General features: G+C 66.4%; 23 protein-coding genes. 6 read left to right on the forward strand and 17 right to left on the reverse strand.

Features of this window, described 5'->3' with window-relative positions; genetic code table 11:
* Positions 1–771, reverse strand: a complete 771-nt coding sequence (locus AC5P9F_RS07865) for an SDR family NAD(P)-dependent oxidoreductase (RefSeq protein WP_005409109.1) — start codon at positions 769–771, stop codon at positions 1–3.
* Entirely contained in the window at positions 768–995 is a 228-nt protein-coding gene (locus AC5P9F_RS07870) for a hypothetical protein (protein WP_005409108.1), read from the reverse strand. The genes AC5P9F_RS07865 and AC5P9F_RS07870 overlap by 4 nt, the downstream gene beginning before the upstream one ends.
* Before the next feature lie 147 nt (positions 996–1142).
* Here AC5P9F_RS07870 and AC5P9F_RS07875 point away from each other — a divergent pair, with 147 nt between their 5' ends.
* A complete protein-coding gene (locus tag AC5P9F_RS07875; RefSeq protein ID WP_005409107.1) occupies positions 1143–2174 on the forward strand; it encodes a LysR family transcriptional regulator in 1032 nt (343 codons plus the stop codon).
* Positions 2175–2353: 179 nt separating this feature from the next.
* On the opposite strand, the gene AC5P9F_RS07880 is transcribed toward AC5P9F_RS07875, so the two are convergent.
* Together AC5P9F_RS07880 and AC5P9F_RS07885 are read right to left on the reverse strand one after the other, a co-directional pair.
* Positions 2354–3049 (reverse strand): YiaD family glycine zipper/OmpA-like lipoprotein, encoded by a 696-nt coding sequence (locus AC5P9F_RS07880; protein ID WP_005409106.1) that lies wholly within the window; start codon positions 3047–3049, stop codon positions 2354–2356.
* A gap of 139 nt (positions 3050–3188) precedes the next feature.
* Positions 3189–4604: a cryptochrome/photolyase family protein gene (locus tag AC5P9F_RS07885; protein ID WP_099497828.1), complete on the reverse strand. Its 1416-nt coding sequence runs from the start codon at positions 4602–4604 to the stop codon at positions 3189–3191.
* Between the two features lie 109 nt (positions 4605–4713).
* On the opposite strand from AC5P9F_RS07885, the gene AC5P9F_RS07890 reads away from it, so the two are divergent.
* Positions 4714–5298: a hypothetical protein gene (locus AC5P9F_RS07890; protein WP_065183327.1), complete on the forward strand. Its 585-nt coding sequence runs from the start codon at positions 4714–4716 to the stop codon at positions 5296–5298.
* Between the two features lie 19 nt (positions 5299–5317).
* Here AC5P9F_RS07890 and AC5P9F_RS07895 read toward each other — a convergent pair whose 3' ends face one another.
* The 4 genes from AC5P9F_RS07895 to AC5P9F_RS07910 are packed head-to-tail and all read right to left on the reverse strand — an operon-like array spanning position 5318 to position 10959.
* On the reverse strand, positions 5318–5932 hold the full coding sequence (locus tag AC5P9F_RS07895) for an inorganic diphosphatase (protein ID WP_012479786.1): 615 nt from the start codon (positions 5930–5932) through the stop codon (positions 5318–5320).
* Between the two features lie 13 nt (positions 5933–5945).
* Positions 5946–7295 carry a purple acid phosphatase family protein gene (locus AC5P9F_RS07900; protein ID WP_194434588.1) on the reverse strand — a complete coding sequence of 450 codons (1350 nt, stop codon included), beginning with the start codon at positions 7293–7295 and terminating at the stop codon, positions 5946–5948.
* 14 nt (positions 7296–7309) lie between these two features.
* Complete coding sequence (locus AC5P9F_RS07905) at positions 7310–8395, reverse strand: phytase (protein WP_032966030.1); 1086 nt, start codon at positions 8393–8395, stop codon at positions 7310–7312.
* Positions 8396–8424: 29 nt separating this feature from the next.
* Positions 8425–10959, reverse strand: a complete 2535-nt coding sequence (locus AC5P9F_RS07910) for a TonB-dependent receptor (protein ID WP_219625174.1) — start codon at positions 10957–10959, stop codon at positions 8425–8427.
* Between the two features lie 216 nt (positions 10960–11175).
* Here AC5P9F_RS07910 and upp point away from each other — a divergent pair, with 216 nt between their 5' ends.
* A complete protein-coding gene (gene upp / locus AC5P9F_RS07915; protein WP_005409099.1) occupies positions 11176–11808 on the forward strand; it encodes a uracil phosphoribosyltransferase in 633 nt (210 codons plus the stop codon).
* A gap of 63 nt (positions 11809–11871) precedes the next feature.
* Here upp and AC5P9F_RS07920 read toward each other — a convergent pair whose 3' ends face one another.
* Positions 11872–12351 (reverse strand): SRPBCC family protein, encoded by a 480-nt coding sequence (locus AC5P9F_RS07920; RefSeq protein ID WP_024956419.1) that lies wholly within the window; start codon positions 12349–12351, stop codon positions 11872–11874.
* The gene (locus tag AC5P9F_RS07925; RefSeq protein ID WP_223846393.1) at positions 12332–12757 is read right to left on the reverse strand and encodes an ArsR/SmtB family transcription factor; all 426 of its coding nucleotides are present in this window, start codon (positions 12755–12757) and stop codon (positions 12332–12334) included. The genes AC5P9F_RS07920 and AC5P9F_RS07925 overlap by 20 nt, the downstream gene beginning before the upstream one ends.
* A gap of 60 nt (positions 12758–12817) precedes the next feature.
* Here AC5P9F_RS07925 and AC5P9F_RS07930 point away from each other — a divergent pair, with 60 nt between their 5' ends.
* A complete protein-coding gene (locus AC5P9F_RS07930) occupies positions 12818–13111 on the forward strand; it encodes a PsiF family protein (protein WP_005412985.1) in 294 nt (97 codons plus the stop codon).
* A 308-nt stretch (positions 13112–13419) separates the two neighbouring features.
* Here the strand turns inward: AC5P9F_RS07930 and AC5P9F_RS07935 are convergent, their stop codons facing one another.
* The 6 genes from AC5P9F_RS07935 to rsmD form a co-directional block, all read right to left on the reverse strand.
* Positions 13420–14307 (reverse strand): MBL fold metallo-hydrolase, encoded by an 888-nt coding sequence (locus AC5P9F_RS07935; protein ID WP_005412984.1) that lies wholly within the window; start codon positions 14305–14307, stop codon positions 13420–13422.
* Positions 14308–14427: 120 nt separating this feature from the next.
* Positions 14428–16158, reverse strand: coding sequence for a gamma-glutamyltransferase (gene ggt, locus AC5P9F_RS07940; RefSeq protein ID WP_099497827.1), 1731 nt, complete (start codon positions 16156–16158; stop codon positions 14428–14430).
* A complete protein-coding gene (locus AC5P9F_RS07945; protein ID WP_004153175.1) occupies positions 16155–16436 on the reverse strand; it encodes a YfhL family 4Fe-4S dicluster ferredoxin in 282 nt (93 codons plus the stop codon). The genes ggt and AC5P9F_RS07945 overlap by 4 nt, the downstream gene beginning before the upstream one ends.
* A 132-nt stretch (positions 16437–16568) precedes the next feature.
* On the reverse strand, positions 16569–17060 hold the full coding sequence (locus tag AC5P9F_RS07950) for a hypothetical protein (protein WP_005409092.1): 492 nt from the start codon (positions 17058–17060) through the stop codon (positions 16569–16571).
* 60 nt (positions 17061–17120) lie between these two features.
* Positions 17121–17630, reverse strand: coding sequence for a pantetheine-phosphate adenylyltransferase (gene coaD, locus AC5P9F_RS07955; protein WP_005409091.1), 510 nt, complete (start codon positions 17628–17630; stop codon positions 17121–17123).
* A gap of 26 nt (positions 17631–17656) precedes the next feature.
* Positions 17657–18235 carry a 16S rRNA (guanine(966)-N(2))-methyltransferase RsmD gene (gene rsmD, locus AC5P9F_RS07960; RefSeq protein WP_049461091.1) on the reverse strand — a complete coding sequence of 193 codons (579 nt, stop codon included), beginning with the start codon at positions 18233–18235 and terminating at the stop codon, positions 17657–17659.
* Positions 18236–18887: 652 nt separating this feature from the next.
* On the opposite strand from rsmD, the gene htpG reads away from it, so the two are divergent.
* Positions 18888–20780, forward strand: a complete 1893-nt coding sequence (gene htpG, locus AC5P9F_RS07965; protein ID WP_043035024.1) for a molecular chaperone HtpG — start codon at positions 18888–18890, stop codon at positions 20778–20780.
* 158 nt (positions 20781–20938) lie between these two features.
* Here the strand turns inward: htpG and AC5P9F_RS07970 are convergent, their stop codons facing one another.
* On the reverse strand, positions 20939–21226 hold the full coding sequence (locus AC5P9F_RS07970) for a hypothetical protein (RefSeq protein ID WP_308680441.1): 288 nt from the start codon (positions 21224–21226) through the stop codon (positions 20939–20941).
* 129 nt (positions 21227–21355) lie between these two features.
* Here AC5P9F_RS07970 and ftsY point away from each other — a divergent pair, with 129 nt between their 5' ends.
* Positions 21356–22672: a signal recognition particle-docking protein FtsY gene (ftsY, locus tag AC5P9F_RS07975; RefSeq protein ID WP_099561638.1), complete on the forward strand. Its 1317-nt coding sequence runs from the start codon at positions 21356–21358 to the stop codon at positions 22670–22672.
* The last annotated feature ends 77 nt before the right edge of the window (positions 22673–22749 follow it).

The following is a 22749-nucleotide window of genomic DNA, read 5'->3' on the forward strand; positions in this document are numbered from 1 at the left end:
TCAAGCGACGCCTGCGGTATCGCGCCACAAAGGGGGAACTTCCAGGTGCAGCAGGCCGCGCGGCAGTTCGGCATCGCTGCTGTCACAGCGGACGATGGCACGGTTGTCGCGGCAACCATCCAGCAGCGACACAACGCGACGACCCACCAACAGCGAGCTGGGCCACTCGATGCAGGCATTGGCCGCATTGGCCGGGGTGCACACCGGGCTGCAGACTTCCAGCATCTGCGCGCGCACGCCCAGCGCCTGCGCTTCCTGGTGCACGACCTGCGCGTACATGCGCAGCGCGGCGGTGGTGATCGAGGTCTCGCCGTAGCCCGCCCATGGTTTGGCGTTGGCCGGGCTGCCGATCATCACGTAGCGGCGCGCATGCACGTTGTCCTGCAGCAGCGGCAGCAGGTGACGCACCGCGTGCACGTGCGGCATCAGATCGGCCTGCATCGCGCCCATCAGTTCGTCACCGTTGCGGTCGACCACGCGACCGCGGCGGTACGGTCCACCCATTGCGGCGATCACCGCCGCCAACGGGCGCGGGCGCTGCGCGATGCGTTCGGCCAGCGCGCGCGCCGATCCGTCGTCGCTGAGCGACCCCAGCAGCGTCTCCAGGCCCGGCTCGTCAGCGAACTGCTCGTGCAGCGCCGCCAGCCGGCCCGGATCGCGGCCGACAACCAGTACCGGGCTGCCGGCCTCCAGCAGCGCGCCAACCACACCCTGGCCGACGGCACCGGTGCCGCCCAGGACCAGGACTTCAGGCGTCAGCATCCCATTCACGGGACATTTCCTCCCAAATCCGGGATAGTCCCGATTCGGCGCAGGCGGTCACCCTTGTGAGGGGCCAGGCGGATGGCACCGCCACGCTGCTGACGCATGGGCGCGGTAAACTCACGAAAGTCCTTGTGTACCAAGGAACTCGGACGGGCTTCGACGGTCATCGCCAGGTCCAGGGTGTTCTGGCCGGCGTTCCGGAGTCGGGCAAGAATGTTGCGCAGGCTCATGGCGGACGGGCTCCAATTAACGAATGGCGCCACGATAGACCTCAAACCTTTACTTGATTAGTCCTGATTAAGGGGAATAATCATCCCGCTCCCGGTCCAATCGTTCTGTCACGATTGTCCCATCCCCGACGTCCAGGATCCCCGACCATGTCCCACGATCTCAACGAGACGCTGATCTTCGTCAAAGTGGTCGAGCAAGGCAGCTTCATTGCCGCTGCCAAATCGCTCGGCCTGCCCAAGACCACGGTCAGCCGCAAAGTGCAGGAGCTGGAAACGCGCCTGGGCGCGCGCCTGCTGCACCGGACCACGCGCCGCCTCGGCCTGACCGAAGCCGGTTCGATCTACCACGAACATTGCCAGCGCATCGCGCGCGAACTGGAAGAGGCCGAGAGCGCGGTGAGCCAGCTGCAGTCCGGCCCGCGCGGCTGGCTGCGCTTCACCGTGCCCTATTCGATCGGCATCACCTGGATCGCCCCGCTGCTGGGCCAGTTCCATGCGCAGTACCCGGAAATCCGCCTGGACATGCACATGGGCAACGAGAAGCTGGACCTGATTGCAGGTGAAGCGGACCTTGCGCTGCGCGTGGGGGCCCTGCCCGATTCCAACCTGGTCGCACGCAAGCTCGGCAGCCTGCGCACGCAGGTGTTCGCCAGCCCGGCCTACATCGAGCGCTACGGCGAGCCGCTGCATCCGGAAGAGCTGCAGTTCCATCGCATCCTGGCGATGCGCAAGCCGTACCACACCGGAAATTCGCCGCGCTTCACCTGGCAGCTGGGCGAGAACGGCGGCGAGCTGCGTGACTTCCCGGTCACCCCGCTGATGACCGCCAACGACATGTCTGCGTTGAATGGTGCATTGGTCTGTGGCGAAGGCCTGCTGCTGACCGGCGACGTGATGGCCAAGCCGTTCGTTGAATCGGGCATGGTGCGCCGCGTGCTGGCCGGCTGGACCGGCCCGGAAGTGGACTTCAACGCCGTGTTCGCCGGCGGCCGCCTGGTTTCGCCGAAGGTGCGTGCGTTCGTCGACTTCCTGGTCGAAAAGCTCAACTTCGACGCCAATTACATGCTGGCGCAGTGCCCGGGTGCGAAGCTGGCGCAGCAGCAGAAGGAAAAGGAAGACGCCGCTCTGGAAAGCAGCGGCAAGCGGATCCTGGAGAAGGTGGCCGCTTCTGCGGCGTAGCCTGCAACAAGAGCGCCTACCCATCTCCTGGTAGTTGCCGACCTTGGTCGGCATGGCTTACAGAGGGATGCGCTATCGGCGTGCCGAGCAACGCTCGGCACCCACAAAAATGCCGCCTGCAAGGGCGGCATTTTCGTTCCGGCCGATGGCCGGACCGGCTCAAGCAGTAACGCTACGCGTTATTGCTTGAGCGGAATCACCCGGATCTCGACGCGGCGGTTCTTGGCGCGGCCGGCGTCGGTGCTGTTGTCGGCAATCGGGTACGACTTGCCGGCGCCCAGCGTTTCGATGCGCACGCTCTGCACGCCCTGGCCGATCAGGTACTGCGCGACCGAGTCGGCACGTTCCTTCGACAGGCGGTTGTTGACCGCATCGCTGCCGATGCTGTCGGTGTGGCCGACCACTTCGATCATGGTCTGGTTGTAGTCACGCAGGGTGCCTGCCACGCCATTGAGCGCGCCGTAGAACTGCGGCTTCAGGGTCGACTTGCCGAAGTCGAAAGTGATGCCGTCCGGCAGGTTCAGCATGATGTTGTCGCCCTGGCGCTGCACATCGATGCCGGTGTTGGCAGTGCGCTCGCGCAGTGCGCGTTCCTGGCGATCCTGGTACTGGCCGACGGCGGCGCCGCTGAGCGCACCGATACCGGCGCCGATCAGGGCATGCTGGCGGCGCTCGGTGGCGCTGTCGCCGGTCAGCAGGCCGGCTGCCACGCCGATGGCGGTACCGATCAGGGCGTTGCGCCCGGTGCGGTTCTGCTGCTCGGTGGGGTTGCCGTACTGGTCACTCTGTACGTAGGAGCCGCCGGTGGCGCAGGCCGACAGGACGGCCGCGCTCATCAGGGCCAGTGCGACGTTGCGGGTGGTGTTGCGGATCATGAGGTTCTCCTTGGTTTCCGGTCGGCCGGCGGCCTGCGGGCGCAAAGAGAATAAACAGCCCGATGCGATGCCGGAATGATGATCGGGCACACCGACAGGGCCGCGTTCAGCTAACTGACCAGATCGCTCAGGTCGCCCTTTACCCCGCCCCCGACTGGCGGTAAGCCGCCAATGCGGCGTCGCGGCCCGCGGCCAGGTCCACCAGCGGCGTACGCGGATAGCCCGGGGCATGTGCCGCCAGCAGCAGCGGATGCTGCCAGGGCGCAAACCGGGCCTTCACCGGCAGCGCGGCCAGTTCGGGCACCCAGCGGCTGATGTACCGTGCCTGCGGATCGAACTTCTCGGCCTGGGTCACAGGGTTGAACACACGGAAGTACGGTGCCGCATCGGCACCGGTCCCGGCCACCCACTGCCAGCCCATGGTGTTGTTGGCCAGGTCGGCATCGACCAGGGTGCCCCAGAACCAGCGTGCGCCATGCAGCCAGTGCGCGCGCAGGTGCTTGCACAGGTAACTGGCCACGATCATCCGCACCCGGTTGTGCATGTAGCCGGTGTGCCACAGCTCGCGAAGGCCGGCATCGACGATCGGCACGCCGGTGTTGCCGCGCTGCCAGGCGTGCAGCTGCGCCTCACTGGGCGTTGCCCATGGGAAGCGATCGAAACGCGGGTTGAGGTTGTCAGTGGGCGTCTTCGGGAAGTGATGCAGCAGGTGGTAGGCGAAGTCACGCCAGCCCAGCTGGCGCAGGTAGCCGTCGATGTCGGCGTCGGTGCCGGCGCTACGCAGCCCTTCCAGCGCATGGGCAATCCGCCAGGGCGCGATTTCGCCGAAATGCAGGTGCGGCGACAGCCGCGAGGTCCCGACACGGTCCGGCAGGTCACGCTGCTCGCGATACCCGCGCAGGGCACCGTCTTCAAAGACGGACAGTGCTTCCAGCGCACCGGCTTCGCCCGGCTGCCAGTGCTCCCAGAAGCCGGTATCCCAGTCCAGCGTCGGCGCCAGCTGGAGATCATCCAATGCCAGGCTGTCGACCGCGTGCGGCGCCAGTGCTTCCGGTGCGGCCTGCAGTGCCGGCAGGCGCCAATGACTGAGTACATTGCGCCAGTACGGCGTAAATACCTTGTACGGCTGGCCCTGCTGGGTGGCGATGTCCCAAGGCTCGAACAACAGGCTGCCATTGCAGCTCTGCGCGTCGATGCCCTGCTCGCGCAGCATGCGCTTGATGGTGGCGTCGCGTGGCTGGGTGGCCGGTTCGTACTTGCGGTTCCAGTACACCGCCTCGGCGCCGGTCTGCGCGATCAGCAACTGCAGGGCCGGCAGGCTGTCACCACTGCGCAGCACCAGCGAGGAACCGCGCGTGCGCAGGTCCGCATCCAGCGCGGCCAGTGAACGGTGGCGCCACGCATCGGAGGCGGCACCCGGCGCCCACTCACCTTCTTCGTGCGGCGCATGGATGTAGACCGGCACCACGTCGTGGCCGGCATCCAGCGCGGCCTGCAGGGCCGGATTGTCCTGCAGCCGCAGATCACGGCGGAACCATACCAACGCTACCGACACAGGTACTGCCTTCGTTGTGGAAGGCGCACATGATAGCCAGCGGTGGTGAAGGGGATGCGCGCAGACGCCGTCTGCTAGGCTGCACGGCCGCTACCCGTTGGACTCTGACATGGATGATCTGCACGCCTCATTCGCCCGCTTCGGGCTGCTGCATGCGCAGCACGAGCGTGACTGGCAGGGCCCGTTCCCGCTGCCCACGGCACTGGCGTCGTTCTACGCGCAGGTCGGGCCGCTGGGCGAAGAGATCAATGCCAGGGTTGGCCGCGCCGGCATCACCGTTCCCGGCCTTGATGTCTGGATACCGCCACTGCAGCGCCTGTGGAGCCAGCAGGCCGGCTATCGATGGCATGGCGTCAGCGGCGAACGGATCAACGACTGGCCATCGAACTGGCTGGTGATTGCCGATCGCGGCGCTGATCCGTTCATCCTCGACCTGGACGACGGCCGTGTGCTGTTCAGCCACCACGGCGCCGGCCTGCTGGATGCCGGCGAGATCACTGCCGATGTGCCGACCTTGATGGCGGCTCTGGCTGCTGCAGGCACGGTGTACCTCGATGCCGGCGATGACCTCTACAACGACGATGACGATGGCGGCATCCGTCCTGAACACCGGGAGGCAGCCGTACAGGCGGTGGCCCGGGTACTGGGCGACCGCCTGCAGGCCGAGTTGTTCATCGAGACGTTGCTGGACTGAATCCAGCCATGGCGTGGATCTATTTCTCGAAGCGCTTCATCGCTTCGCTGATCAGCGTCCGCGCCTCGGCAGCGTTGCCCCAACCGTTGAGCTGCACCGGGTTGCGCCCGGCCGGCAGGTCCTTGTAGACCCGGAAGAACGCTTCGATGCGCTGTCGTTCGATCTCCGGCAGATCGGCCAGGTCGCGGATGTTGGCGTAGGTCGGGTCAACCTTGTCGGTCGGCACGCCGATGATCTTCTCGTCGTGCTCGCCGCCGTCGACCATCTTCAGGTAGCCGATCGGCCGGAAGCGCACGATCACGCCCGGATGCAGGGGTTCACGGGTCAGCACCAGCGCGTCCAGCGGATCGTTGTCGCCAGCCAACGTGCGCGGCATCGAACCGTAGTTGGCCGGATAGGCGACCGGCATCGACTGGAAGCGATCCACATGCACCAGGCCGTCCTCCTTGATCTCGTACTTGGTGAAGCTGCCGGCCGGAATCTCCACCGCCAGGTTCACTTCCTGCGGCGCCTGCTTCGGCTGCGCCACCAGGAACGGGTGCAGCACGCCATCGGCGGCGGCCACCGCGGTCGCGAGCAGGAGCAGGGCCCCGCCGATGGCAGCCATGGGGACAAGACGGTGTACGGTTTTCATCTGGATCTCCTCCTCATTCCCAGCAGCGATCGGCGCGGCCCTTGGCAGTCTGCGCGCGCGGGCAGTCACGCGGCGTGATGCGGCCTTCGGTCAGCTCCGTGCGCTGCTTGCCGCCCTTGGCGTCGCGACGCAGCTCGAAGGCATCGTAGAGTCGCCCGGTCACCGTGCGGGCTTCATAGCGCAGGTGCTGCGGATCGATGTGCAACACCTGGAACAGCTGGGTGTCCTCGGCCACCGGATCCATCGTCCTACGTGCCTCGTCGGAGAGACGGTACTGCTTCGGCCCCGCCACGGTCACCACATACTGCGGCGTCGCGGCCTGTCCTTCACCACGGCGGCCATAGGTGTGATCGTGGCCCTGCAGCACCAGATCGACGTTGTGGCGACGAACCACCGGCAGCAGCACGTCACGCAATGCGCCGTTCTCGCGCCCTTCGCGCGGCGAATAGAACGGCTGGTGCAGCAGCACGAGCGTCCACGGCTGCGGATTGCCGGTCAGTACCTTGTCCAGCCACTGGGCCTGCGCCTTGGCCGTGCCAAGGTCGAGTGCCGACGTGCCATCGACCACGGCGACGCGCACGCCCTGCGCATCGAACCAGTAGCTGGTCTGCTGTGCGGCGGATGCCCCATTGCCCGGCAGCGCGAACGTCACCGGCCAGTGCCTGCCCAGCACGCGGCGTTCCTGCGGAGTGTCCTCGAACTCCTCGACATACTCGTGGTTGCCGATCGCCGGCGCGACCAGGGTTTCCTGCGCCAGCCAACCGGCGGCGGCAAACCATTCGCCCCACTCGCTGTCATCGGCACCATCGCCCCCACTGACCAGATCGCCAGCGAACAGGCTCAGGCGCGCCTCGGGTGCGGCCTTCTGCGCGGCGCGCACCACGCGGCTGACATGGCTCACGTTCTTGTTCTGGGTATCTCCAAAGTACAGCAGGGTCAGCGGCTGGTCGGGCGCAGCCAGCGTGCGCAGCTGGTTCCAGGCGCTCCAGCTGCCGTTGCCCTGCACGCGGTAGACGTACAGGGTATCGGGCCGCAGGCCGCTGACATCAGCGCGGTGGTGGTGCGACAGCCCGTTCTCGGTCTGCAGCGCGCGGGTCGTGGCGCGCACCTGGCGGATGCCCTCGATGGCCGGTGAATCACCGGCAAGGGCAATTTCCAGCAGCGGCGCCTGCACGCTGCCGTCGGTGCGCCAGGCCACGGCGAACCCATGGCCGGGATCGACTGCCGGCGAAGCGACAATGCGGTCCGGCACCGTCGTCGCTGCGTAGTGGCGGCTGCCCGGCGGCACCTGGGTGTTCGCTTCAGCCGCCGCGAAGCACAACGACGGCACCGCCAGCAGCAGGCCCAGCGCCAACGTACGCATCAGGCAACGACCGCTCACGAACCACACTCCAGCGGCAATGCCAACTGCTTGGCGATGCTCTCCCAGTCGAACGCCACCACGCCCTGGTCGTCATGCACCGCATACAACGCGCCGTGCGGGAAGCGCGCGCTGGGCTGCTGCATCATCCAGATGCCATCGGTGTTGGCCACGGTATTGCCCTGGAACGCGCCGACCGGCTTCAGGGTGTGGCGGTCGAACAGGTGGAACACGCTGCGCTGCTTGCCCTGTTCGGTGGTGATCCACCAACCATCCTTGCCGCAGGTGCGCAGGGTTACGCCTTCGGCCTGCGCCTTGAACACGTCGCGGCCGAAGGTGGTGCCGGTGAAACGCCCGGCCAGCGTGTAGACCTTGAACTCGCTGGCGTAGCCCTCGTCCTCTTCGGCGATCAGCAGGCGATCGTTCTCGGGGTCGCCCCAGATCGACTCGACCACGCGCAGGGCACCCGCCTCAGTGGTATCACCGATGCTGGCCACAAGCTTCGCTTCGACCTTCGCGCCATCGCGGGTCACCTGGTACTGGCGCACGCGCTTGTCCAGCTCGGTCAGCGGCGGCAGGATGTCACGGCCCTGTGCATCCTCGCCGTTGTCCCAGGAGTCGGTCACGTAGACGCTGTAGCCATCGGCACGGCGGTCGACCCACAGCCCGTACGGCTTGCGCAGATCGTCCGCAGCGAAGGTCGCCAGTGGAGTGAAGTCCGGCAGGCTCAGCACCTGCACGCGGTGATTGTCGCGCTCCACGATCCACAGCAGATCGTCGGTCACCGCGATGCCGTTTGGGCGATCGAACTGCCCTGGCGCGGTGCCGCTGCTGCCTACGTCGCGCAGGTGCTGGCCGCTGCTGCCGTCGTAGACCACCAGCTTGTCGGTGGCCTTGGCAGTGGCGATCAGCCAGAGCTTTCCGTCAGGTGCACGCCAGGCGGCAGGCGAATCGATGTTGTCAGCCGGCGTCATCGGTGAAAGGAATGCCTCGGCGATGGTGGTCACCGCACGCTCGTTCGTGGCCTTCGCCCCGGGCTTGGCCACGGCCGGATCATTGCCGTTGGCCGGCGTGCAGCCGGCCACCAACGTCACGGCCAGCATGGTGGCCAGCAGGGTGATGCGAGGCCCGCTCACAGTGCCACCTTCAGGCCCAGTGCGTAGGTGCGGCCATATTCTTCCATCTGCAGGGTGCGCGAGCGCGTGCCCTGGTACAGTTCCAGCGGCTTGTCCAGCAGGTTCTGTGCCTCGAAATACATGCTCACGCGCGGAGTGAACCTGTAGTCAAGCGAGAAGTCGAGCTGGGTGTTCGGCGCTACGTAGATGTCGAAGGCACGGCCAGCACCAAGGGTATCCAGGTACTCGCTGCGGTGTACGGCTGCCACGCGGGTGCTCAGGCCGTACTTCTCGTAACCGATGTGCGCGCTGTACACGTTCTTCGAGGCGCGCGGCAGGGTGAAGTCCTCACCGGCGCGCTTGGCCAGGCCCGGGTCGAAATCAGTGTCCAGCCAGGTGCCGCTGGCACCCACCAGCAGGCCATCCCAGCCAGCCGGGAGGAACGACAGCTGCTGCTGCCAGTTGAACTCGGCGCCACGCACCTTGGCCTTGTCGCCATTGACCGAGGTCACCACCGGCAGGCCGTCGTAGATGCCGTCGGCGCCGGCCTGGCGGACCTGCACGATGTAGCCGTCGATCGACTTGTGGAACACGCCCAGCGAGAGGATGCCGCTTTCGCCGATGTACTTCTCCACCGACAGGTCGATGTTGGTCGACTCGTACGGATCCAGCTCCGGGTTGCCCAGGCGCACTTCATTGTCGTTGCGGGCCAGGCCGATGCGCGGCGAGGCATCGCCGAAGCCCGGGCGCGCCACCGTCTTGTTGGCGGCGAAGCGGAACACCCAGTCGTCGCTGGCGTCGTAACGCAGGTGCAGGCCCGGCAGTACGTTGTTGTAGCTCTTGCTGGCGGTGACCCGGGTCGCGGTGTAGGAGCGCCCGTCCTTGGCCACGTCCACGCGATTGCCTGTGGCGCTGAAGCGGGTGTTCTCCACACGCACGCCGCCGATCACGCGCAGCGCACCGATGTCCCAGGTGCCCATCGCATAGCTGGCGAACACGTCTTCGCGCGCGGTGTAGTCGCCTTCCAGAGACGTCGCGGCGTTGCCACCGACATCCTGCGGACGCGCGCTGTATTCGCCACCGTGCTGCGACCAGTAGCTGCGCATCGCCGATGAGTCCATGCCCTGCCCCATCGGGCCGTGGCGATGTTCCGGCGAGCCGGTCGTCCAGTCACTGAGCTTGATCGCCGGACCCACGCGCAGCGACGCCTCATCGACATTCACGTCACGGTCGCGCCAGCGCCCGAGCAGGCCGAACTTGTAGCTGCTGTTGTCGCCGTCGAAGCGGATGTTGACCTGCGCGCTGCGCTCCTCGTCGTCCACCTTCTTCGGCTTGGCCACCACACGGTCGAACTTGTAGTTGGCGTTGTCCAGCCACTGGTCGTTGTCGAAGGTGTAGGTGGGCAGGCGACTGCGCTGGTCCAGCGTGCCATTGAAGGCCTTGCCGTTGAGCTTGAAGCGCGATTCGATCTCGTCGTCCACGCGTTCTTCGGTGCGGGTATAGCCGATCTTGTAGTCCAGTACCGCGTCGGTCAGCTTGTTCTCGCCACCCAGGCTGGCGGCGAAGGTGTTCTCTTCCTTGGTCCGGTAGCGCATGCGCTTGTCGATCGAATCCTTCGGCATGCCGGCAAGTCGATACTGGTCGGTGCCGGTGGCGATCATGTCGGCGCTGTTGAAGTTGAAGATCACGCGCTGGCGGGTTTCGGCATCGTCGAACTGGCTGTACAGCGTGCGCAGGTAGTAACGGCTGTCCTCGTTCGGGCGCCAGTCGAAATTGAGGTTGGCGCCGATGCGCTTGCGCTCGATCTCGTACTTGCGGTTCTGCAGGTTCAGCGCGGTGATTTCGCCCGGGCGGGTGGTGGTCGGATCCTTGTTCCCGCTGACATCACCGTACTCCACTTCGCTGTTGTCCGATTCGAACGTCCGCTTCTGGTAGTTCACGCCGGCGGCGATGCCGAAGGTGTCGTTGAACACTTCGCTGTAGTTGAACGCGGCCTTCGGGCTGGTCTCGCCCGAAAGCTGCTGGTGGCTGCCTTCGATCTTGCCACGCAGGCTGCGGCCCTCGCGGTCGAACGCCGAGGCGGTCTCGACCAGGATCGCGCCGCCAATGGCGTCGCCCGGCATGTCCGGGGTCGGTGATTTGACCACGCGCAGGCGCTCGGTCGAATCGGACGGGATCACGTCCATCGGTGCGGCGCGGCTGGAGTTGTCCGGTGTGCCGATGGCGATGCCGTCGACGCTGACGCTGTTGAGGTTGGCATCCAGTCCGCGCACGACCACGTAGCGGCCCTCGCCCTGGTCGCGCGTCACGCTGATGCCCGGCAGGCGTTGCAGCGACTCGGCCACGTTCTTGTCCGGGTACTGGCCCAGCGCGTCGGACGACACCGCATCCTCGATGGCGTTGCTGCTGCGCTTGAGGTCCACCGCGCGGATCTGCGATTCAAGCTGGGCGCGCACTTCAATGCGGTCCAGGTCGACCGCATCGGCGGCCACTGCACCGGTGGCGGCAACCGCCTGCTGCCCGGCGGCCTGCAGTGGTGCAGCAGCCCCCATCGCCAGGGTCAGGGTGATGGCAACGGCCAACGGAGTCTTGATATGCACTGGGAATCCCCATTCCTGTTAAGAATGGGTCTGCACGGTATGTCCGCAAGGTTGCATGGCAATGACATGCATCTGCACATTTCATGCGGGCCGTCTCCGGCCCCGGTTTGGGGTTGGGCGCCCAATCCGGCAAAATGGCGTCCTCTCTCCTTATCCCCCTTCCCGACCATGAAGATCGTCGAAGTGCGCCACCCGCTGGTGCAGCACAAGATCGGCCTGATGCGCAACGCTGCGCTCAGCACCAAGGATTTCCGCGAACTGGCCAACGAGCTCGGCACGCTGCTGGCCTACGAGGCCACCGCCGACCTGGACACCGAGCCTCACACCCTGCCCGGCTGGGCCGGTCCGGTCACCGTGCAGCGCATCGCCGGCGCCAAGATCACCGTGGTGCCGATCCTGCGCGCCGGCCTGGGCATGCTCAGCGGCGTGCTGTCGCTGATCCCGGCGGCACGCGTCAGCGTGGTCGGCCTGCAGCGCGATGAGGAAACGCTGCAGCCGGTGCCCTACTTCGAGCGCCTGACCGGCCGCCTGGAAGAGCGCGACGCGCTGATCCTGGACCCGATGCTGGCCACCGGCGGCACCCTGATCGCCACGATCGACATGCTCAAGCGTGCCGGCGCCCGCCGCATCAAGGGCATCTTCCTGGTGGCCGCGCCGGAAGGCATCGAAGCAGTCAAGGCCGTGCATCCGGACGTGGAAATCTACACCGCGGCCATCGATGCCCAGCTCAACGACAAGGGCTACATCCTGCCCGGCCTGGGCGATGCCGGTGACCGCATCTTCGGTACCCGCGTCGGCTGAGCCGCCGAACCGGGGTCGGATCCCTTTCGCAGAAAGGGCTCTGACCCCACCCCGGATGCCGGCCTACAGGCCGGCCGCGAACGCTTCCAGCTGGCCGATGACGGTGTTCCAGCCGTCGAAGAAGCCCATCTGCTCATGCTGGTCGCGCAGGGCCTTGTCCGGGTGCATCACCTGCGCGGTGTAACGACAGCCCTGGCCCTCATCCTCCATCGAGATGATGGCGGTGAAGCCCAGCCACGGTGACTGCGGCCGCCAACCCGGGCCCAGCATCGAGGTGAACACCAGACGCTGCTGCGGCACGATCTCCAGAAAGCTGCCCGGGTTGTCACTGCTGCCGCCGTCGGGGCCCTGCATGAAGGTGTGGAAGGCGCCGCCCGGGCGCAGGTCGAAGGCACGCACTTCGGTGGACCACGGCTTCGGGCACCACCACTGGCGCAGCAGCTCCGGGTCGGTCCACGCCCGCCACAGGGCGGCGCGCGGTGCGTTCAGTACGCGACTGATGACCAGATCGGTCTCGGGGTTGTTACCTGCGTCTACGGCCATGGGCCTGCTCCTGTCGGTGAAGGGTTTCGACAAACTCGACCATGCGGTCGGCGCGCGTTTCCCATATGGCACGTTGTTCGGCCAGCCATTGCTCGGCCTGGCCCAACCGTTCCGGCACCAGTTCGCAGGTGCGCACACGCCCCTGCTTGCGGCTGCGCACCACGCCACTGCGCTCCAGCACGGCCAGATGCTTCATCAGCGAGGGCAAGGCCATCTCAAAAGGCTCGGCCAAGGTCGACACCGTGCGCGGCCCCTGCCCCAGCGCCGCCACGATCGCGCATCGGGTGGGGTCGGCCAGTGCCTGGAACACGTCTTGAATGGCGGGATCATACTTACCCATATGGCTAATTAATACGCCGATCTGAATGCCCCTGCAAGCGGTCGCTGCCGAGGCACGATTCTTCACGTGGCGTTGCTGCCTGCAGGCCAATGCTCCGCGCACCCGCCACCGCCTGGAGTGCTCTCGATGAAAGCTTCTTTCCTGCTGGCCGCTGTCCTGCTGGTCGGCCTGCCCCTGGCTGCCAATGCCACCACGCCGCAGCAGCAGCGCATGGCCGACTGCTCGGCCAAGAACAAGGGCTTGAAGGGTGACGCCTACAAGACCGCGCAGAGTTCCTGCCTCAGTGGCCACGCTGCCGAAGCCAAGCCGGCCAACGCGCAACAGGAACGCATGCGCAAGTGCAACGCTGACGCGGGTGCCAAGAAGCTGGCCGGTGACGCGCGCAAGACCTTCATGAGCAGCTGCCTGAAGGCGTCGTAGCATCGCTCGTCCAGTTCAATCGAATGGGGGCAGAGCCCGTTGCACAGCAATGGCATTCGACCCCATTTGAATATCGATATCTGACAGATGTGCCGACCAACGGTCGGCACCCAACAATAGCCACCGGCCACCTGTCAGAGGTGGGGGCGGTGTGGGTGGGCAGGCGCCATGGATGGCGCCATCGAGCCCCCATGGATGGGTTTACGGCGTGTCCTGACCACCCACACCGCCCCGCCATCCCACGGAATGCCGTTCTTGATCTTGCTTCGGCTTCTGCAGGTGCAGGGAACAGCCCTGCCGAACACCCGTCACCCCAGCGCGCGCGCCTTCAATTCACCCTGCTCGTGCAGGGTCACGAAACGCCCCTTGTCATCGCGACCCAGCTGCGCCAGCGCCACCTGCGGGTCGTGGGTGAAAAACAGATGCACGTTGCGCGCCAGCTTGTCCTCAAGGAACTGCCGCTTCTCGTCGATCAGGAGCTCGGCATTGCGGTCGTAGCCCATGGTGATCGGCACGTGTACCCATGAGCGCCCCGGGATCAGGTCGGCACAGAACACCACCCCGCCGTGCGCATCTTCGCCGGCGTGCGCGTGGCCGACGATCTCGGCCAGCATCAACCCCGGCGTGTGGCCATCGCTGTAGCTGAAGCGAACGCTGCGACCCAGAACCTTCGAATACTCGCCGTCCACTACTTCCAGGCGACCGCTGGCCTGCAGCAGGCCAGGCAGCTCCGGAATGAAGCTGGCACGGTCGCGCGGATGCGGCTGCATGGCGCGCTGCCAATGCTGCGCACCGACCACATAAGTCGCATTGGGGAACAGCAGTTCCGGCTCACGCCCTTCGCTCCATGCCGCCAGCAGGCCACCGGCATGATCGAAATGCAGGTGGCTGAGCACGACGACATCAATGTCCTCGTGCTCGAAACCTGCTTCGCGCAGCGAATCGATCAGTACGTGCTGGCTTTCCTGCACGCCATAGCGCTCACGCATGCGCGGATCGAAGAACGCCCCGATACCGGTTTCAAACAGCACGGTCTTGCCTTCCAGCGGGCTGGCAAGCAGCGCACGGCAGGCCAGCTCGATGCGATTGAGCTCGTCCGGTGCCGCCCATTTTTCCCACAACGCGCGCGGCGCGTTGCCGAACATCGCGCCGCCGTCGAGGCGCTGCGAGTTTCCACGAATAGACCAGAGTTTCATGTGTCGATTATCGGCGCCGGCTCGTTAAATAATCGCTAGAAAGGAAACAGAAAACCCCGCCGTCAAAGGCGGGGTTTCGGTAAACAGCCAGATTGGCGGCCAGCGGCCGGCACGACCGGATCAGCGTGCCGGCACGACCAGGGCGCTGCCCACCGGGTTGCGCGGGTCGCTGCCGCCAAACAGCTTGTTGGCCTTCCGGTCCCATTCCACGGTCTGCAGGTTGCCCCACACGTGGCTGGACCCGCGGCCCCCGGCGGCGACATTGCCCGGCAGGTCGATCTTGTGACCCATCGCCTGCAGCTGCTTCACCGTGGCCGCGTCGAATGCATCGTCCTCGGCTTCGATCAGGTCCGGCAGCCACTGGTGGTGGTAGCGCGGCAGCGCGGCAACCTGCTGCGCGTCCAGGCCGGCGTCGTAGCCGAGGATGCCCAGCAGCACCATGGTGATGATGCGGCTGCCACCCGGGGTGCCCAGCACCACCACCTTGTCGGCGTTCTCCATGAAGGTCGGGGTCATCGAGCTGAGCATGCGCTTGCCCGCCTTCGGCGCATTGGCCTCGTAGCCCATCACGCCGAACGCGTTGGGCGTGCCCGGCTTCAGCGCGAAGTCGTCCATCTCGTTGTTCAGCAGCACGCCGGTACCCTTCGGAATCAGCCCCGAGCCGTACAGCAGGTTGACGGTCTGGGTCGCGCCGACCCGGTTGCCGTCACGGTCGATGATCGAGAAGTGCGTGGTCTCGTCATCTTCCAGCGGGGTCGGGTTGCCCGACAGCAGGTCGCTGGGCGTGGCCTTCTCCGGATGGATGGTCGCCCGCAGGCCCTGTGCGTAGTCCTTGCTGGTCAGCACCTTCTGCGGGATCTGCACGAAGTCCGGATCGCCGAGGAAGAAGGTGCGGTCGCGGTAGGCACGGCGCATCGACTCCACCACCAGGTGGGTGCGGTGCGCCGGGTCCATCTTGTTGATGTCCCAGCCTTCCAGGATCTGCAGCATGCTGGCCAGCGCGATGCCACCGGACGACGGCGGCGGCGCGGTGGTGATCTTCCAGCCGTTGTAGTTGAACACGATCGGTTCGCGCTGCTTCACGCGATAGCCGGCCAGCTCTTCAGCGGTCCACTGGCCGCCGGCCTGCTTCACGCCGGCCAGCAACAGCTTTCCGGTCTGGCCCTTGTAGAAGCCGTCGAAGCCACCTGCGGCCAAGCGCTCCAGCGTCTGTGCCAGCTCCGGCTGCTTGAACAGGTCACCGCTGGCGATCGGCTTGCCGTTGCGCAGGTAGACCTCACGGGTGCCGGGATAGCGCTCCATCACTTCGCGGCGCGAGGCATAGCCCTTGGCCATGCGGTCGTAGACCGGGAAGCCTTCGCGCGCGATGCGGATCGCCGGCTGCAGCGATGCAGACAGCGGCAGCTTGCCGTGCCTGGCCGACAGCTCGACCAGCGCCGCAGGCAGGCCCGGAATACCGGCCGACCACGCACCGTTGACCGAGCGGTCACGGTCGAGGTTGCCCTGCTTGTCGAGGAAGGCCTGCGGCGTTGCCGCGGCCGGCGCGGTCTCGCGCGCGTCCAGCATCACATCCTTGCCGGTGGCCGCGTCGTGCAGCAGGAAGAAGCCACCGCCACCCAGCCCGGAACTGATCGGCTCGACCACCGCCAGCGTGGACGATACCGCCACCGCGGCGTCGAAGGCGTTGCCGCCCTGCGCCAGGATGTCGATGCCGGCCTGGGTGGCCAGCGCGTGGCCGCTGGCAATGGCCGCGCCGTCGGGGCGCTCGGCACGGGCCGGGCTGTCGGCCCAGGCAATCGGGCTCAGCAGCAGGCCGAGCAGCAACAGGCGGCGGACGATCAGCGTCTTCATTCGGATGGGGGCTCCGCATAGAGTTCGGGGTGATCGTGCTGCAGCTGGCGCAGTTTGGCCAGCAGCTGGTCTTCCGTTTCCACGATCTCCGGGTCCGGATCGATGCACTCGACCGGGCAGACGACCACGCACTGTGGCTCGTCGAAATGACCCACGCATTCGGTGCAGCGCGCAGGGTCGATCACGTAGATGGTTTCACCCATCGCAATGGCCTGGTTCGGGCAGGCCGGCTCGCAGACGTCGCAGTTGACGCAGAGCTCGTTGATTTTCAGCGACACGGCGATACTCCTCGCCCGCGCCCTGGGACAAAGGACCGGCCAGCGCGGGCGCGCGGGCCGGTCAGGTCATCAGCGGCGCCCTTGCAGGACGCCGCCCGGGCCATGCCGGAGCATGGCCGCCATGGCTCGGTCTTACTTGGCTTCGACGAAAATGTACTCGGCACCGGTCGGCTGGATGGCAGCCTGCACGCGGGCGTTGTCGGCCGACTGGCCGATGAAGACGACACGCACGCCCTTCATCGAATCCGGCGACACGTCCTTGAACACGGCCTGGATCATGTCAGCCATCTTGCCCGAGGCCGACGAACCGAAGGCCAGCATGTTGCCCGGCTGCACGCCACGGGCCACGGCCTGGGTCGCGCTCTCGGTCTGGCGCTCGTACTTGGCCTGGAAGTCCGGGTCCGATTCCGGCGAGAGGTAGTATAGGAACGGGCTGTTGGTGATATTGCCCATGTTCTGGATGGCCACTTCCTGCAGGTACTTCTTCCAGCCTGCATCATCATCCTTGGCCGGGGCGACCAGGGCCTGCTTGGCCTCGTCGACCGGAGCGGCCTCTTCCTTCTTGCAGGCGGTGAAGGCCAGGGCCAACGAAGCGATCAGCATCGCGCGCATGGTGGTGTTCATGGGTTTCCTCCCGGAATGGTGCGTGGTGTTGTACGTAATGGGGTGCGGGTACAGCAGGACTTACGACTGTGCCGCCTTCGCTTCGCGGACCTTGCGCAGGGCTTCGAGCACCGCGGCCGGCACGAAGCCGGACACGTCGCCGCCCAGGCGCGCGATCTCGCGGACCAGCGAGGACGAAATGAAGCTGTGCTGCTCGGCCGGGGTCAGGAACAGGGTCTCGACCTCGGGGATCAGGTGGCGGTTCATGCTGGCCATCTGGAACTCGTACTCGAAGTCGGACACCGCGCGCAGGCCGCGCAGCAGCACCCCACCCTGGACCGAACGGACGAAATGGGCCAGCAGGGTGTCGAAGCCGATGACCTCGACGTTGCCATGGTGGCCCAGTGCGCCACGCGCCAGCTGCACGCGCTGCTCCAGCGGTAGCGCCGGGCCCTTGGACGGGCTCTGCGCCACGCCCACCACGACCTTTTCAAACAGCGGCGCGGCCCGGCTGACCAGGTCGATATGACCGTTGGTGATCGGGTCGAACGTGCCGGGATAGACGGCAATGCGGCGGTTGGCCACGGTCATGGGCGGATGCAGATGTTCAGATGAGGTCAAAGTGTAGCAGTGGCGCGGCGGTACAGGGCAAAGCGCACCTCGCGGGTACCGCCCTCGCGGTGCAGCAGCCAGTCCGGCGGCAGCACCGGCACGTGGCCGGCCGGCGATTCCAGGTACAGCCAGGCATCGGCGGCCAGGTGCCGCGGCAGCTGCGCCAGCACGTCCTGCCACAGGCCATCGGCGAACGGCGGGTCGATGAAGACCAGATCGGCCTGCTGCGCGGGCGCGCCCTGCAGCCAGCGCAGGGCATCGGCCTGCACCACGGTGATCTGATCGGCGGCCTGCAGCTTGGCCACGGCCGCGGTCAGATTGCGTCCCAGCTGCGCGTCGCGCTCGACCAGGGTGGCGTGGGCGGCACCGCGCGAGACCGCCTCCAGGCCCAGCGCGCCACTGCCGGCGAACAGGTCCAGCACCCGCGCGCCGCCCAGTCTGGGCATCAACCAATTGAAAAGGGTCTCGCGCACGCGGTCACTGCTGGGCCGCAGCCCCGGCAGGGTCGGCACCGGCAGGCGGGTATTGCGCCAGCGACCGCCGATGATGCGGACCTGGCCGTCATTGCCCCCACGGCCGCTCACAGGCGCCCCCGGCGGGGTTCATTCGAGAATTTCAGCATGAGCGGGATTGTAGTCGTCCGGGCGGCGCCCGGAACCCGCAGAGGCCGAAGCAACAGCCAGAGCAACGGCAAAAGCTGGTTTCCTGTGGGTAGGCGGGGTGGGCCAGGTTGTGGGGGACGCCGTAAACCCGTCCATGGGGGCTTGGCCGCGGCATCCATGCCGCGGACACCCCCACAACCTGCCCCACCCCGCCTTCGACAGTTTCCTGCGATCTGCCGGAAGGTCTCTTGGGGTCAGATTCGTTTTCCTGCGGAAAACGGATCTGACCCCATTTGATGTATCGATATCTGACAGATGTGTCGACCAAGGTCGACACCTGCCAACAGCCGCGTGAACCTGTCAGAGGCGGGGCGGTGTGGGTTGGCAGGACCGTTGGCGCCATGGATGGCGCCATCGAGCCCCCAGGGACGGGTTTACGGCGTGTCCTGCCAACCCACACCGCCCCGCCATCCCACGGATAGCCCGCTGCTGCTGTTGATGTTGCTGTTGCATCGGCCTCTGCAGGTGCAGGGCTGCAAGCCCTGCCGACCAACCCCTTGATTTCGGGACAATCAGCCATACCCCTTGGCGAGGCCGCACGCGCTGGCGCGGCATTGCACATGGAGCCCTATCGATGACCGAGACCACCCAGACCGAAACCCTTGGCTTCCAGACCGAAGTCAAGCAGCTGCTGCAGCTGATGATCCACTCGCTGTACTCCAACAAGGAGATCTTCCTGCGCGAGCTGGTCTCCAACGCCGCTGACGCTGCCGACAAGCTGCGCTTCGAGGCCCTGACCCAGCCGGCCCTGCTTGAAGGTGACAGCGAGCTGCGCGTGCGCGTCAGCTTCGACCCCGCCGCCCACACCATCACCATCGAAGACAACGGCATCGGCATGAGCCGCGCCGAGGCAATTGCCCATCTCGGCACGATCGCCAAGTCCGGCACCGGCGATTTCCTCCGCCAGCTGTCCGGCGACCAGAAAAAGGATTCGCAGCTGATCGGCCAGTTCGGCGTCGGCTTCTACAGTGCCTTCATCGTTGCAGACCAAGTGGAAGTGACCTCGCGCCGCGCCGGCCTGGCTGCAGGCGAAGGCGTGCGCTGGACCTCGCGCGGCGAAGGCGATTTCGAAGTGGCCACCATCGACAAGGCCGAGCGCGGCACCCGCATCGTGCTGCACCTGAAGGACGGCGAGCACGACTTCGCCGATGGCTGGCGCCTGCGCGGCATCCTCAAGAAGTATTCGGACCATATCGGCCTGCCGATCCAGATGCCGAAGGAAGGTGGCGAAGAAGGCGCCGCGGTCGAATGGGAAACCGTCAATCGCGCCAGCGCGCTGTGGACCCGCCCGCGCACCGAGATCAGCGACGCCGAGTACACCGAGTTCTACAAGCACGTGGCACACGACCACAGCGATCCGCTGGCATGGAGCCACAACAAGGTCGAAGGCAAGCTGGAATACACCTCGCTGCTGTACGTGCCTGGCCGCGCGCCGTTCGACCTGTACCACCGCGATGCGCCCAAGGGCCTGAAGCTGTACGTGCAGCGCGTGTTCGTGATGGACCAGGCCGAGCAGTTCCTGCCGCTGTACCTGCGCTTCATCAAGGGCGTGGTCGATTCCAACGACCTGTCGCTGAACGTCTCGCGCGAGATCCTGCAGTCCGGCCCGGTCATCGATTCGATGAAGGCCGCGCTGACCAAGCGCTCGCTGGACATGCTGGAAAAGCTGGCCACAGACAAGCCGGAGCAGTACGCCACGTTCTGGAAGGAATTCGGCCAGGTGCTGAAGGAAGGCCCGGCCGAGGACTACAACAACCGCGAGAAGGTGGCCGGCCTGCTGCGCTTCGCCTCTACCCGTGGCGACGGCGATGCGCAGAACGTGTCGCTGGCTGACTACCTCGGCCGCATGGCCGAAGGCCAGGACAAGATCTACTACCTGACCGGCGAGAGCTACAGCCAGGTGCGCAACAGCCCGCACCTGGAAGTGTTCCGCAAGAAGGGCGTGGAAGTGCTGCTGCTGACCGACCGCATCGACGAGTGGCTGATGGGCTACCTGACCGATTTCGACGGCAAGGGCTTCGTCGACATCGCCCGCGGCGACCTCGACCTGGGCGCGCTGGAAACCGAAGCGGACAAGCAGGAACAGGAAGCAGCGGCCAAGGACAAGCTGGGCCTGGTCGAGCGCCTGAAGACGGTGCTGGGCGATGACGTGGCCGACGTGCGCGTCTCGCACCGCCTGACCGATTCGCCGGCGGTGCTGGCCATCGGCGAACAGGACCTGGGCCTGCAGATGCGCCAGATTCTGGAAGCCAGCGGGCAGAAGGTGCCGGACAGCAAGCCGGTGCTGGAGATCAACCCGGGCCATCCGCTGATCGCCAAGCTGGATGCTGAAGCCGATGGCGCGCGTTTCGACGATCTGGGCCGGGTGCTGTTCGACCAGGCTGCATTGGCCGCCGGCGACAGCCTGAAGGATCCGGGCGCCTATGTGGCGCGCCTGAACAAGCTGCTGCTGGAGCTGTCGGCCTGATCGACAAGGTGGTCGCCGGGCATGGCCCGGCTTACCCGGCGATGCTCTGGTAGAAGCCAACCTTGGTTGGCGCCCAAAAAGCGTGCCAACCAAGGTTGGCACCTACCAGGCGGGTCGAGCGTGTCAACCAAGGTTGACACCCACCAAGGCCGGGAGGCTCAGGCCTCGCGATCCAGCAGCGAGCCCAGCATCTGGTCCTGGCGTCGGATCACCGCGGCGTTGGAAGCGAAAGCCACCACCTCGGCTTTCGCTGCCAGCAGATCACCCAGTGGCGCACTGACATCGGTGCCGGTGGGAGTCACCGCGGCCTGCTCCACCGTACTGCGCTGCAACTGCAAGCGCTCGGCATCGGGAGTCGCCAGGTTGGCCACGTTGTGCGCGGCCACCTGCACGCCCTGCTGGGCCGCACGCATCCCGCCGAGGGCGATTCCCATTCCGTTGTTCATGGCGGTCTCCGGACCGCCCTGCGCAGCCCTCCGGACCGGTTAACGGCCGGCCGGCCGCGACCTTGAGTCCACATCGGCCCGACAGGCCTGAGTGGTAGCATATCCCTCTGATTTCAGCGCCTTTTGCCAATGCTCAGTTTTTTCCGCCGCAAGAAGCCCCAGGATGCCCCCGCAACGGAGGCACCCAAGACCCAGCACTACTCGGCTGAAGAGCTGGCGGCGGCGTTTCCGTCGGCCGCGCCGGTCGAGGACAAGGAGCCGGCACCGGTAGCCGTACCGGCCGAGCCTGCACCGGTCGAGCCGCCCCCGGCAACCGCCGTTCCGGTCGCTGCCGAGCCCACCCCGGTGATTCCGGCCCCAGCCGCACCGGTTCCGGCAGCTCCTGCGCCCACGGCGCAGATTGACGTCGCCCCCATCGCGACCCCGGCCATCGAACCGGCACCCGCACCGCTGCCCGAGCCCACCCCGGCACCGGTCACCGACGACCTGCCTGCTGCCGCCTCGGTCGACGCTGCTCCGGCACCTGCCGGCAAGCCCGGCTGGCGCGAACGCCTGCGCAACAGCGTCATCGCGCGCAGCTTCGGTGGCCTGTTCTCGCGCAACCCAAAACTCGATGACGACCTGCTGGACGAGCTGGAAACCGCCCTGATCACCGCCGACGTCGGCGTGGGTGCCACCACCGACCTGGTCGAGGGCCTGCGTAAGCGCATGAAGTCGCGCGAGTTCGCAGATGCAAATGCGCTGCTGGCCGCGCTGCGCGCCGAGCTGATCGCGATCCTGCAGCCGGTGGCCAAGCCGCTGGTGATCGACCGCAATGCCAAGCCCTTCGTGGTGCTGACCGTCGGCGTCAACGGCGTTGGCAAGACCACCACCATCGGCAAGCTGGCCAAGCGTTTCAAGGATGAAGGCCACAGCCTGATGCTGGCCGCCGGCGACACCTTCCGCGCCGCCGCCGTCGCACAGCTGCAGGCCTGGGGCGAGCGCAACGGCGTGGCCGTGGTCGCCCAAGGGCAGAACGCCGATGCCGCTTCGGTGGCATTCGATGCGCTGCAGGCCGGCAAGGCCCGTGGCACCTCGGTGTTGATCGCCGATACCGCCGGCCGCCTGCACACCCAGTCCGGCCTGATGAACGAGCTGGGCAAGATCCGCCGCGTGCTCGGCAAGATCGACGCCACTGCACCGCACGAAGTACTGATGGTAATCGACGGCACCACCGGCCAGAACGCGCTGTCGCAGCTGCGCCAGTTCAATGCCGCGGTGAACGTGACCGGCCTGGTGGTGACCAAGCTGGACGGCACTGCCAAGGGCGGCGTGGTGTTCGCGCTGGCCCGCGAGTTCGGCATTCCGATCCGTTTCGCCGGCATCGGCGAGCGCCCGGAAGACCTGCGTGTGTTCGATCCGGAAGCCTTCGTTGACGCCCTGCTGCCCGAAGCGCTGGGTGCCTGATAGACCGTGCAGCCAAGCTTGGCGTGGCTCTACTGCAGCCCGGTAGAGCCACCCCATGGGTGGCTGCCCACCTCCGG

Source organism: Stenotrophomonas sp. YJH_SMC_4 (assembly GCF_059371575.1).